Origin of the sequence: Bacillus cereus (assembly GCF_002567495.1) — a bacterium.
Classification (GTDB): Bacteria; Bacillota; Bacilli; order Bacillales; family Bacillaceae_G; genus Bacillus_A; species Bacillus_A cereus_AQ.
On record NZ_NVAP01000020.1, the window covers coordinates 1 to 13,694 of the forward strand.

Below are 13,694 nucleotides of genomic sequence, written 5' to 3' on the forward strand. Positions count from 1 at the left end.
CTTTCGGGAAATTCGTTAAAATCTAATGTAAAATCCATCGTTCTCGCGAAAAGATGCTGACCGTTTTTAGTCTGTAATGTCCAACTAGTACACATAAGGACCACTCTTTTATATAGTTTTATATACAACTTGTAGTTTTTTGATGAATCTGTAAATTAAAAACTAATTTATTCTCTAAAATATGACTTCCAATCTGCGCTTAGGAATAGACTTTACAATACAATCTAGATAATAGTATCAAACTAAAAAAGTACTCCTTGGGTAAAAAAACATTCTCTTCATACTATTACTCTGTAATATATTAGCCTATAGTTCAACTTGTTTTTTCTTGCTTCTTTTTAGGAAAATCCAAACCACAAACATAACTATAATTATAACCATCGTTGTAAAAAATTTTTGATAGTCTGATTTCGATGATTTTAATTTATACATAAAATTGGCTCTGTCACAACCTGTATCAGAGCCGAACTATTTAGTTTATATGAATAATTTCACTTTTCACAGGTAAAGAATTTAAACCATATACAGAACTAATACTAGAGATGGGAACAGGAAGATTATGGTCAATAAACGAAAATGATTTATATTTTTTCATTAATTCCGTCAATACAATTTTAGCTTCTAATCTAGCTAGGGGAGCACCTAAGCAAAAGTGGATTCCATGACCAAATGCAAGATGAGGATTTCGACTACGATGTATGTTAAAACTATCGGCATCTTTAAAATGAAGAGAGTCTCGATTAGCTGATCCAATCCAACCTGAGATAATTTGATCTACCTGTAGAGTTTTGTCTCTTATTTGAATCTCTTTTTTTACTTTGCGTACAATTCTTTGGGCTGGTGAACGATACCGTAATACTTCTTCAATTGCTTTTGGAACAAGGGATACATCCTGTTGTATTTGCTTGTAAACATCTGGATTTTCTATCAAACAATATATTAAGTTTCCAAGCAAGTTAGTTGTTGTTTCATTTCCTGCTACTAATAGTAGTTTACAAAATGACACTACTTCCTTTCCCGAAATGTTTTTGTCTTCTTCACTTTGAACTAATAAAGAAATAATGTCATTTGAATCCTTTTTGGATTTTCCTCGATTAAGTTCTATGATTTCTTCAAAAAATTCCGCTAATTCACTTTCTGCTTGTAAGCGTGTATGAAAAAATTCTGCTAAATGATCCGGATCATCATCACTGGGTGAACTTACTATAATATCAGACCACTTCTTGAAACTGTTCATATCATTAATAGAAACACCTAACATTTCAGCAATTACTATAACCGGCAAAGGATAAAATAACTCCTGGACAATATCAAAATTTTCACGCTTAGATAATTGAGTAAGAATATCAGTTGTGATTTGCTGGATTCTCGACTCCCATACCTTCAATGCTTTAGGAGTGAACGAACGATTTACAATAGACCGGATTTGCGTATGTTTTGGCGGATCCATCCCTAGGATACTTTGTGGAAAGGGAGATTTTTTCTTCTCCGGCATAATGTTAGAAAAAAACTCTTTATCCTCTAAGACTCTTTTTACATCTTCGTACAAAAAAACATTCCACATGTCAGCCTGAGAATTAAAATAAATGGGTTCTTTTTCTCGCATCTCTTTATACCATGCAAATGGTTCATATGGGTCTCCCAAAGCTTGTTTTCCTAACAGCTTATTTGTAGGAATCATAAAGATTGATTGATAAGGTGTTTTCATATATAACAATCTCCCCTCAAAAAAATAATTTTCATTACACCGAATCACATTCGGTGAATATGATTCGGTGTAATGAAAATTATACAACAATAACCAAAATTTTCAAAATACTTTTTCACTTTCAAGATATCAGTTAATATATAGTTAAGGGGGAATAAGGATTGCATAACAAAAATTTAACCAAAAGAAAACAACAAGCTTTACAAACACAGAGCAATATATTTCTTGTATTTTTAAATTTAACGAAAGAAAAAGAAATTGAAAATATAACTATTGAAGATATTTGTAAAAAGGCAAATATATCTGTTGGCACTTTTTATCATCATTTTTCTTCCAAAGAAGATATTTATCAAAAGTTATTTCAACAAATTGAAGAAAACCTAAATTTAGAATTGAAAAGTATAACTCAACATACGACAATACAAAAAACTATTTTGACTTTCTTCCAATGCATAGCTAAATATACTACTAAATTAGAGTTACATATAAATCTCCTTAACGATTTCAACAAAAAAATATTTGCATATGAACCTTCATTAATTTACAAAACTCTAAATGATCTTGTTAATAAAGGAAGATTTGAAAAAGAATTAACAAATGATATAAGTGTAGAAGACATAACAACGTATCTTTTTACAGTTGCTAGAGGGATTATATTAGACTGGTGTCTTTTAGGTGGAGAATACTCACTAGAGCAGCGAATGGATACTTATATGAAATTAACACTAAAATCTTTAGAAACCTAAATTTTATTCGTACGTTTAGCAAAATTTTATCATTCAGGATTATATGAACATCTGGATTAAAAGAAAAAGTGTAACCCTTCTTTATATTGCAAGAAAGAAGGATTATACTTTTTCTTTTTTTATAATAAAATATATTGAGCCAACATCATTTTCGCGTTTTGTAAGGTCTACTTCCTTGAAATTAACAATTTTTTAACTATCAAAAATTACTTGGTAATAGTTGAAATAGCTTGTTTGTAAATTAAGTGTTGTTTATTATGGGCCATTACAAGAACAGAGTATGTATCCATTGAAAGTATTTGTCCTCGTATCGGAACACCACTTTTTAAAAATATAGTAACCGTTCTTTTCTTATCTATTAGTTCTTTATACATATCTTCCTGTATCATTTTCATATATTTCCCTCCCAGTTCAAATCGTAACATATTTTAGAAATTGATAACATTGGATTAAAGTGATTATTACTTGAAAAACTAATAAGTAAGACCCTTCTACAAGCAGCGGAGCTCTAATCTATTTGTAAATGAATCCAATTTTATGATTTTGAAAATAAAAGTCCAAACAAAAATAAAAGACGCTCAAATGAACGTCTTTTATTTTTGTATAATAAGAGTGCTCTCACATTTACGACAAGAAATTTTCTCTTCTTCAAAAATGAATAGATTCTCAGCATCACATTCTGGGCATACAACTGCAAATGGTGTTTTTATATTTTTATAGCATAGGAAAGACATGGCTGCCAGGAATAGAGCAGGTATAACAAGCATCATAAGTAAGAATAGGCCTGCAAAAACGCCTGCAATTATGGAAAGTGGTTTCATTAGTTTTCTACCCACGGAGTTTACTTGATTATCCTTTTTACGAAAAGCAGTAACAAGATAAGTATTGGTTTTTCTTACCGGCTCAAATACTTTTATCGTATTGTAATCTTGTTCATTCATAGTGGGATAGGAAGTGTTTTGTCTTTGAAATCCTCGTTGTTTATAATAGTTATTTGACTCTGCTATTCGTGGTGTATACGAGATTCCAGTGCCAGGTACATAAGTTGTTACTCTTGATTCAGGCGGGACGGTTCTTCCTCCCGAATCAGTGTATGTAAAGTTAATTTTCACACCCGGAGAAACTTGGATAATTCTACGAAACTTATAACCCATAATATTGTATCCTCTCAATCTAATTATTAGAAATCTTTACTAATTATAACATTTTTAATCTTATCATTAACATATTAAGATTTAAAGAACGAAATGAAAAAGGGGGATACTGCGCTTTACTAATTTAAGGCACCTTAGGGAGTCTTCCTCAGATTTGAAAACCACTTTAACTTTAATAATATGGACTTATGTTAATTACCATTGGTTTAAGTATTTTTTACTTTTCAACATAACCAATAAAAAGAGAGCACTCCCAGTAAGTGCTCTCTCATAAAAAGTATCGGTAAATGTATTTATAGCCAATTTGCACACCGTTTTTAAAATGGATTTACAAAACGGATTCTTTCTAAAATGTTTTTAATGTTTACTTTCTATATACCAAAGAAAAAAACATTCCTTAACGAGCATTTTGCATTACTTTTATTAGGTCATTTATATTTTCAACTTTCTGCTGAAACTGACTAAGTCTACTATGTAGTAATGAAGGATTTTTATCTTCTCTTGAAATAACTTGTTTTAATTCGTGTTCTAATTTATCATACACATCAAAGAAATTATCAAATTCTACACTTGCAAGTTCTTCATTTTCACGATAGAATCTTTTAGCTTCTAAATAAGTTATATATGATTTATTTAAAAATCCTAATGAAATTAGATATTTAGAATTGCTTTCTTGATAAATAGCAATATCACATGCTGTTTTAATATCAGAATAAGTTTTTTGAATGAGTTGTTGTAATTCGTAAATATTATACTTTAGTTCGTTATTCATTTAATTCCCTTCCATCCTATCTATTCTAAAAAATTTTAATTTGATAAAAATAAGAATATATTATTATTACCGTATCCACATTTATTAATTCTTTTTTTGTTCCGTAGTAATAAATCTTGAAAGCAATTCTGTTAATGCTTCTACCTTCTCTTTCATCCTGTTGGATTGAATTGAAATTTCTTTGATTGAAACTGCTTGTGATTGAATTGATTGTACTGTTTGCATTGTTTCTCTTTCTACTTGTGTTGCAGTATCAGATACTAGTGAAAGAGACGCATTTACTTCTTCTGTGCCGGCAGACATCTCTTCTGTTGCTGCAGAGACTTCTTGAATTTGACTTGTAATTTTATCAATATCTCTCATAATAGATGAGAATGTTTGATCCGCTTTGTATGCCGCTTCTTTTCCTTCTGCTGCCTTTTGTTCTCCTTTTTGCATGACTTGAACTGTATCTTGAGTATCTTGTTGAATAGATTTAATTAAATGATTAATTTCATTCGCAGACTCTTTAGACTTTTCAGCTAAATCTCTCACTTCTGCTGCAACCACTGCAAACCCTTTCCCATTCTCTCCAGCACGCGCCGCTTCAATAGCAGCATTTAGAGCAAGAAGATTAGTTTGCTCGGCAATATTAGTGATTGCATCCAGGGCTGTATCAATCTGTTGTGTACGTGTAACAAGTCTATCTATTACTTTTGATGTTTCCCCGACAACATCATGAACACTTTTCATTTGAATAATAGAGTGCTTTATCACTTCACTACCGGTATGTATTTGTTCTGTGGTTGTTACTGCTACTTCAGCAACTACTGCTGAAGATTCAGCTACTGTTTGCACACTAATTGTTATTTCCTCCATTGAAGATGAACTCTCTTGAATGCTAGTTACCTGTCCTGCTATTTTTTCTTTTACTTCAGAAATAGTCTGAACAACCTCATTTGAAATATTAGATGCTCGCTTTGTGTCTTGTAAAACCCCCTCCGTAGAAGAAATCACCTCTTGTGTTGTCACCTTAACGTTCGCAATTAATTGTTGTAGGTTATCTAACATAATATTAAAAGACTGTACAATGATCCCTAACTCATTATTTGCTTTATAAGAAGTACGTATTGTCAAATCACCTGCAGCGACTTTTTTCATATCATTTTGTAATAAAATAAGTGGCTTTCGTATAGAAAGTTTAATGATATATCCAATAAATATAACTATGACAATTGCTAAAATTGATATAACCACAAACATTATCATTTTATTTTGAGCACTGTTATTATTAACTTTCTGTATCTGGTCTGCATTATTACTGTTATATATAATTAGCTCACGAATTGACTGGATTGTTTTTTGCATATTAGGTTCAATTTCTTTTAGATAATAGGCATACGCTTCCTCATTATTAGATTTTCCTAATTCTTGTGCTTTTTTCATCAGAGTTCTTAATTCATTAAACGCTTCATGAAATTTACTATATAGTTCTTTTTCTTTATTAGAAATAACTTTAGTTTCAAACTGCTTTAATAACTCATCGTTTTCCTTTCGAATTCCATCCATTTCTTTTATCAAATCGTTCATCCTTTTTTCATCTTTGGATACCATTATTTCCATAAAATTCATATTAACATGATAAAAGTTAGATTCTACATTTCCTATCCATTCAATTGGCAATAAATTATCTTCATACACATTAGAGGAAGCACTCTTTCCTCTTTCTAGTCCCGAAAAACCTATTAGGGATAATACTATACAGGCGATACTTGATATAGCTATTAATATGTTTAGTTTTGTACCAACCCTACTGTTTCTTAATAATTCCAATTAAAACTCTCCATTCTTATATATAATTCAATTGATATATTGTATAATAATAAGCTAAAATATACGCTATTTATTTTTAAAATATGAAAAAATGTATAATTCTTAAAAATAATAAATATCGAATTTTTCAAGAATTATATACTATTAACGAGATATGTATATACTATCTAATTAATAATCCTCTAGATTTTATAACGTTTGGTTAATCTAATCCTTCGTTGTATGTATAATTAAAAAGACACCTTTAATTTAAGGTGTCTTTCCATTTATTAAACAGCAAAAAAATAGCAAAATAATCATTTTCTATCTTTTCCATATGATATATGTTTCATGGCTATTGTACTTGTATTATGTGACATTGGTAATGGATAGAACTATAAAAATTATTGAATTGGGCCTAATAACCCCATAATTTCTTCAGCTTTTGGATTTTTAATGCTGTAGTAAATTTCTAATCCCTGGCGATTTCCCTTTAAAACCTTCCCTCTCATTTTAGATAAATGTTGGGATACTGTTGATTGTGGAATGTTTAAAATTTCGGTCATTTGGGTTACATTTAGTGTTTTATGTTTAGAAAGCTCACTGATCAGTTTTAAACGCATTGGGTGTGCCATAACTTTTAAAAGCTCTACATCCTCTTCTAAAATTGTATTCTCTACGTTGTAATTTACAAATCTCGTCATAGTATCTTCTCTCCCTTATTTGTTTTATTCTAATGTAGTGTAACTTCCATATTACATAATATTAGTATGTTCGAATGTTTATCATTAAATTTATTACCTGAATTATACAACTTTAGTTTGTGCTATTAGTGGAGTTAATGTGTGGTTCGTATGAAGTTTTTATTTGCTATTAAGCTAGTATAAAAATTATGCATATAATTAAAAAAGACAAACTCTCCAAAATGAAGAGTTTGTCCAAAACCATGATCTCTTTAGTTCAACAATATATAATTCAGTTCCGATAAGAATACCTCTTTTTTCCATATCCCACGATTTTTGCATCAGTACTAACAATAGTGGATTAGAATAATGACTTAATACTTGCTAGGACAGTAAGGATACCTATAATAATGACAAATACATTGCTCGCCTTCCCTTTATATTTAGCAAGTACTGGTACTTTATGGATCGCATACATTGGTAATATACATAAGATAGCAGCAACTAGCGGACCGCTAAGGGCATCAATGATTCCAAGAATACTTGGATTTGTATAAGCAACATACCAGCATGTTAATACGACAAAAGTAAGAATCATAGTCTTAACTGTTTTTTCTCCTATATCTTTCCCACGTTTTTTACCGGACTTGATAATCATGTCACGCATTACCTCATACGCTCCTATATAATGGCCAAGGAAAGACTTTGTAATAGCCACAAATGCAATGATAGGAGCTGCAATAGTGATTACTGGCGAATTAAGCTCATTAGCAAGATATGATAGGATTGACAAGTTCTGTTCTTTTGCCACCTTCAGGTCATTTGGAGTCAAACTTAAGGTACTGCTCCAAACAAAGAACATAACAACAGCAAATGTCATGATATAACAAACTTTTTGTATTTGAGCACATTTGGCATCAGTAGCTTCTATTCCATACGTAGCTCTCTGCTTCATAACAAATGATGAAATCATAGGCGAATGATTAAACGAGAATACAACAATTGGAAGTATCATCCATATTGTTCCTAAATATCCTGTTCCTGATGAAGCAGTAGAAACACTTGAAAAACTAAGCATTGACGTATTCCACTGTGGAATCAAAGATATTGAGATAAAAAGTAGAGAAGCTATGAAAGGATACACTAGCATGCTCATAATCTTTACAGTTATATCTTGACCAAAATTTAGTATAGCGATAAGACCGAGTACTAATACAAGCGATAAAATGGCCCTTGGAGGCTCCGGCATGTGCAATTGATGCACGATAAAACTACTGGCGGTATTTGTAAGTGCGACCGAATACATCAGCACGATCGTATAAATCGAGACGAAATATACAATGTTAAAAATGATACTTGCCTTATTTCCGAAATACTCTCTTATAGTACCTGTAATTCCCTCATCGGCAGAATTCGAAGCGTAAATCATTTTAGCAAGCGCCCTATGTGAGTAATACATAACAGGATATGCAAGTATGGTAATTAACAGCAATGACAATAAACCACCTGAACCTGCATTAATCGGTAAAAAGAGTACCCCTGCTCCAATTGCTGTTCCAAAAAGGCTCAATGCCCAGGTAGTATCCTGTTTATGCCACTTTTTAGGGTCTAGATATTTCTCATTTTTTACTGCAGTGTTATCAGCTTGAAATTCTATGTTTTTTGCCGTATTCCCATTCATATAATAATTCCTCCTTGTGTCCTATTCTTAATTTTCTATTTAAGGTATAGGAATATAGACCGTTCTTGAAAAATAAATAGCTTCTATAGTGCGCCACAACGAATATCCCCCTTCTAAGTTAATCAAAATCAAAAAATTAGCGAAGCATCAACCTGAAGGGTTTGTTACCACTTACAAAACATTTTAATTATATAGTAGTATATTTTATTGATAATTCCTCCAATATACAGGCATCCTTAGGCGAGCAATAGAGTAAAGATTGTTAAATACTTCACAATTTACTCGATAACTTATTGATTTGATTGTTTCTCCCCAAAGATTTTTTTTTAATAGCAATCCCTGTAGGTGTAGCGGCAATTCCGCCTAAACCTGTCTCTCTTAACTCACGAGGCATCTGCCTTCCAACCCTATACATTGCTTCAATAACTTCGTCAGCATTGATGATATTGTTTACGCCGGCTAATGCGATGTCTGCTGCTGATAAAGCATTTGCCGTTCCAATGGCGTTTCTCTTTACACAAGGAATTTCTACCAAACCAGCGACTGGATCACAAACTAAACCGAGTAAATTTTGTAATGCGATTGAAAAAGCTTCCGAAGATTGCTGTGGTGTTCCTCCTGCAGCTTCTACCGCAGCTGCAGCTGCCATCGCTGAGGCACTTCCTACTTCAGCTTGACATCCTCCGTACGCTCCTGAAATACAAGCGTTGTTTGCGACTATCGTTCCAAGTAACGCTGAAGTGAATAGAAAATGAATCATATCTTCATGACTTAACTGCAACGTATCTTTAATACTAAATAGGACTCCCGGAATCGTCCCACTCGCACCTGCTGTTGGAGTTGCACAAATAGCTCCTAATGCAGCATTTACTTCATTAACACCGATAGCACTTTGAATCCCTAACACCATCAAATCTCCAGAAAGAGTTTTCCTATTTTCTCGATAGTTTTTAATTTTTACAGCATCACCTCCGGTTAAACCTGTTGGAGAAAATACACCGTCGCCCTCGATACTTTTATTTATTGCATTTTGCATAGTCGCTAAATTTCGTTCCATTTTACTCCAAACTTCTTCATAAGAAGTTTTAGTTTGTTTGATTTCCTGTTCGATTGCTAATTCATAAATTGGCTTTTGGCTTTTATTAGCTGCATCCACAATTTCTTTTATGGCCATATACATATTTTTCACTCCTTAATGTAATTAAAGAATAATAAGATTAGCTATATTGCTTAAATTTCCTAATTCCTTCTGAACATTACCAGGCAATAGCGAATCCAAAGCGAATGCATATAAATATTTTGTTTTATCTTCCAAACTATGAAAGTTGTTAATTTCCACATCATATTGTTTAAAGATCCTGCGTAAAACAAATTCAAAGTCAGCTCTTTCTGAAATCGCAATAACAACTGGCAATGGCCCCTGCAGATCTAAGCTAAATCCATCAATTTCAACATGTTTGACTTCAATCAACCCACCACCGACCGAAATACCCATCGTTCTAACGCTTCGACTTTCATCCTCTACATATACATCTGCCGTATTTGGATGACCGGCAGGACTATTATCCGATTTTTCAATAAAGGTAATGTCAATTCCTTTAGACTCTGCTATTTTAATAGCATCTGGCACTTTGCTGTCATCGGCAGCAAAGCCTAATATACCAGCAATAATTGCAAAATCAGTTCCGTGACCTTTATGGGTTTCAGCACATGATTCATAATACTTTACCACAACTTTTTTTGGAAGACCTTGAAATAATCTATTAGCAACTGTTCCAATAGCCAAAGCACCTGCAGTATGTGAACTTGAAGGGCCTATCATTATGGGCCCAATCACATCAAAACAACTTTTGTATTTAACAATCTTTTTTTCTTTAATAGAAACTACATTCATGTTCATATAAACGCCCCCATAATTTATTATTTTTAAATTGCAGTTGAATCTAAGTTATTGGAATGACCAATTCAAAATAAAATTTATTTGATAGCGCTTTCTTTATTAAGTTGAATAAACTTCCCTTCTGATCCACTACCCTCCGTATAGTAATCAGATCAGTATGTCCAATTTTAGAACATTACTGGCAAGGTCTTTAGAATTTTTAAACTAAAACGAGGTTTGATATTTTCTCTAGAGGTAATAAATTATGTCTCGACGCCCTCATTATAACTTGTATATTTATAAGTTTAATCTTTTTTTATTTTTAGAAAGATTGAATAGACAGAATTTTGAATGGGTAATAAATTACACTTAGTATGTAGCAATTGTGTCCTTTGTTTGAAGCTGTATTAGTTAGTAGAAAAGCAAAAATGACACAGAGTTCCTTTCATTAACACATTGATTATATTGGAAAATCATTATAAAGATACTTATACTTTCCTTTGTTGAAACATCTTATTTTAGATGTGAAAGCTGTTGCAATAAATAATTCATGCAGATGAAAAGGAATACATTAATGAAATATAAAAACATTTACGTATATTAATTACATAAATAGTATTAATATTAATTATCAGAAAAAATGAACTTCTTTTGTAAATCTTAACATAAAGGATACGTTCCAAATAACAATTAACAATGGGGATTCCTAGTAGAATCCTTTTTATGCCGATTTTATATGAAATATCCTCTTCAAAACGCAAATAAAAAAGGGCTATTTTAGCCCTTTTTTATTTATAAATTCTCTATATCATATTCAGTATATCCCTCATAATAGTAACTAATATCAATGCCTTTCATGAATACTTCACGGCTATTTATTTTATCTACAAGTGCATTTTGGAGTAAATGCTTAATTTCAATATCTTTAATCGGGCTGCGTTCCATTGCCAGTAAATAATCTTCTTTATCAATCCCATTCCAGTCAACCACCTGTTGAATTTCATTCTTAAAGATTAAATCTAACCATATTCTAGTCGCTCTACCATTTCCTTCTCTAAAAGGGTGGGCAATATTCATTTCAACATACTTTTCAACGATTTCATCAAAGGTTGTTTGTGGCATAGTGTTTATATGTTCTAGTGAATGGCTTAGATACATAACAGGAGCAAATCGAAAGTTCCCCTTCGCTATGTTAACCTTTCGAATCTTTCCAGCAAAGAAATAAATATCCTCATATAGGTATTTATGAATGTCAGAAAGACCCTTGAATGTACCAACTGCTATGCGATTTATCTCTCCTGTATCATATAAATCTTTGATTTTCATTTTTGAAAGCCGTTCTTCCACTCGATTCAATTCCAACTGATTTTTGATACCTAATTTATTTTCTAACACAATCATTTCCCTCTTTTTCTGTAATTAATTCTTTTAGCATATTTAAATCTTCCTGTGTGGATAGATTCTTGATGAAACTTCTAGCCATAGTTTTATAATTGAGGTATTTCGCTTGTTTTGGCTTACGTTTTTTATAGTTTTTTGTAGCTTCATTTTACGCCTTGCTGTATGCCATTTCGATTCAATATGATAATGTACATAGGAAAAAACTTGCTCAAGCCTTAAAAATCCTTTTCGCAATAGTAACGCTGCTATTTATCCCTTATGTCTTCTAATATCCATCTTCTGATTTGCGAAAATTTGGGTTTTGACACATCTGCAGTGGCAAGTAAAGATTCCGTATATTTGTATATCTTCACAAGGAATAAACGAACATATACAATATTTAATTATGTAAAAAACATATAATTAAATATTTTTATAAACTATATATAATTCAAACCAACATATCAGCGAAAGTAGATCCAACGTTATTTTTACGCTTCATATGCTTTTCTAAATATATTTTAGTCGTTTGGATATTTTCATGACCAAGTGTTTGCATTAAATGATATAAATCTGCATTGCCTTGTTCTACTGCCATAATTGCAAAAGCATGACGGAATGTATGCGCCGTTACAGGATTTTCACGATACTGTAGAAACTCTAAATTTGTCTTTTTTATCATATCTGTTACCTGATTCGATAACGTTTTTGAATTATAAAAATTACCCCTTTGATTTACAAATAAAGGACTTTCATCTCCCTGGTCCAATACAGTTTGGAATCCTCTTCTTCGTCTCATTTCGCTAATACATTGAAATAAATGTTCAGAAATGAAAAGTTCACGTACTTTATCCCCTTTCCCTGTGACTTTTAACCAATACTTTCCGTCATAATGTAAGTCTTTCACTCTCGCGGTGCACAATTCTTGAATTCTAGCACCGGTACTTGCTAGAGCTAGTAAAATTGTATAGTTTACTAAATGCCCTTGTTCTTTATAAAACCCTAAAATTTTCATCACTTCATCATAAGAAAGGTCCCGATTTGGCCGATCCTGTTCATTTACATTAGCGCGCTGCAGTTCCTCATGAAGAGGCTTCTCAATATATGAAAAAACATGAAGATGTTTTAGAAAAGAACGAATGAGCACTGCTTTCTTCGCAAGTGTTGCGACCGCGTACGTATCTCCATTTCTACCGTTCTCTACCTGCTTCAACCAAGCATTATATTTACGAATATGCCAAGGTTGCAATGTTTTTAATAAAGAGTCGTTTTGCTGCACCTCTTCCCCATCCAATTCAAATTCTTCTGCATGCTGCACCATGCACTGACAAAATGACAAGATTTCGGACACATAACTCTTTTTCGTATCCTCTTTTCTATTTTTCTTTTCATCCATATCTTTTTGTAAATGTACAAAATGATAAATGACTTCTAGGTCACTTAAATACGTATATTTACTCTTCCCCTCTTTTTCTGCAACATCCATCTTCTCTTCAACTTTATCTACATAACGATTGTTATGCATAAATGGTACAATATCATTTATATTCTCTACATATGTATCTATATACTCGCTTTGATTGTTTATAATAGATAAATTTTCTTTTGTATTGTTATTATCCATAATTCGAATTCACCTCTCCTATTGAAGATTATGAATATAATTCTCTTTATTACCTATACTTATTATTTTATTTGACTTTTATCCATTATACAAATGATAAATCACTTTCTTTCTGTAAGAATCCTATATTCTTCTATATTTACTTATACATATATTTTTTTATAATTTATTAGTAAATAGATATAATTTAATAATTTACTATTTAACATTAAAATTATATTTATAATAAAATCAATTATAAAAACCTATTAATATATATAACAACTTACAATTATT

The 13,694-nt window shown here is 31.6% G+C and carries 12 protein-coding genes and 1 pseudogene; 1 reads left to right on the plus strand and 12 read right to left on the minus strand.

Translation table 11 applies throughout. The annotated features are described in order from the left end of the window. Positions 1–95, minus strand: a 95-nt coding sequence (locus COK05_RS30885; RefSeq protein ID WP_141538969.1) for a linear amide C-N hydrolase, incomplete at its 3' end; no start/stop codon positions are given. A 377-nt stretch (positions 96–472) separates the two neighbouring features. Next, a complete protein-coding gene (locus COK05_RS09165) occupies positions 473–1,708 on the minus strand; it encodes a cytochrome P450 (protein ID WP_098612328.1) in 1,236 nt (411 codons plus the stop codon). A 161-nt stretch (positions 1,709–1,869) separates the two neighbouring features. On the opposite strand from COK05_RS09165, the gene COK05_RS09170 reads away from it, so the two are divergent. Next, positions 1,870–2,454 carry a TetR/AcrR family transcriptional regulator gene (locus COK05_RS09170; protein ID WP_098612329.1) on the plus strand — a complete coding sequence of 195 codons (585 nt, stop codon included), beginning with the start codon at positions 1,870–1,872 and terminating at the stop codon, positions 2,452–2,454. 206 nt (positions 2,455–2,660) lie between these two features. Here COK05_RS09170 and hfq read toward each other — a convergent pair whose 3' ends face one another. The 10 genes and pseudogenes from hfq to COK05_RS09225 all read right to left on the minus strand — a co-directional run bounded on the left by hfq (position 2,661) and on the right by COK05_RS09225 (position 13,418). Continuing rightward, positions 2,661–2,849 (minus strand): RNA chaperone Hfq, encoded by a 189-nt coding sequence (gene hfq / locus COK05_RS09175; protein ID WP_098612330.1) that lies wholly within the window; start codon positions 2,847–2,849, stop codon positions 2,661–2,663. A 198-nt stretch (positions 2,850–3,047) separates the two neighbouring features. Next, on the minus strand, positions 3,048–3,608 hold the full coding sequence (locus COK05_RS09180) for a DUF4236 domain-containing protein (protein WP_098612331.1): 561 nt from the start codon (positions 3,606–3,608) through the stop codon (positions 3,048–3,050). A gap of 397 nt (positions 3,609–4,005) precedes the next feature. Next, the gene (locus COK05_RS09185) at positions 4,006–4,380 is read right to left on the minus strand and encodes a hypothetical protein (RefSeq protein WP_098612332.1); all 375 of its coding nucleotides are present in this window, start codon (positions 4,378–4,380) and stop codon (positions 4,006–4,008) included. Positions 4,381–4,464: 84 nt separating this feature from the next. Beyond that, positions 4,465–6,192 carry a methyl-accepting chemotaxis protein gene (locus tag COK05_RS09190; RefSeq protein WP_098612333.1) on the minus strand — a complete coding sequence of 576 codons (1,728 nt, stop codon included), beginning with the start codon at positions 6,190–6,192 and terminating at the stop codon, positions 4,465–4,467. A gap of 383 nt (positions 6,193–6,575) precedes the next feature. After that, the gene (locus COK05_RS09195; protein ID WP_098612334.1) at positions 6,576–6,875 is read right to left on the minus strand and encodes an ArsR/SmtB family transcription factor; all 300 of its coding nucleotides are present in this window, start codon (positions 6,873–6,875) and stop codon (positions 6,576–6,578) included. Positions 6,876–7,215: 340 nt separating this feature from the next. After that, positions 7,216–8,535: an aromatic amino acid transport family protein gene (locus COK05_RS09200; RefSeq protein WP_098612335.1), complete on the minus strand. Its 1,320-nt coding sequence runs from the start codon at positions 8,533–8,535 to the stop codon at positions 7,216–7,218. A gap of 290 nt (positions 8,536–8,825) precedes the next feature. Continuing rightward, positions 8,826–9,715 (minus strand): annotated as a pseudogene (gene sdaAA / locus COK05_RS09205) (L-serine ammonia-lyase, iron-sulfur-dependent, subunit alpha). A 21-nt stretch (positions 9,716–9,736) separates the two neighbouring features. Beyond that, positions 9,737–10,435: a serine dehydratase beta chain gene (locus COK05_RS09210; RefSeq protein ID WP_098612336.1), complete on the minus strand. Its 699-nt coding sequence runs from the start codon at positions 10,433–10,435 to the stop codon at positions 9,737–9,739. Positions 10,436–11,206: 771 nt separating this feature from the next. Next, positions 11,207–11,815: a protein adenylyltransferase Fic gene (gene fic / locus COK05_RS09215; RefSeq protein WP_440898749.1), complete on the minus strand. Its 609-nt coding sequence runs from the start codon at positions 11,813–11,815 to the stop codon at positions 11,207–11,209. Between the two features lie 430 nt (positions 11,816–12,245). Beyond that, complete coding sequence (locus tag COK05_RS09225) at positions 12,246–13,418, minus strand: tyrosine-type recombinase/integrase (RefSeq protein WP_098612337.1); 1,173 nt, start codon at positions 13,416–13,418, stop codon at positions 12,246–12,248. Positions 13,419–13,694: the final 276 nt, after the last annotated feature.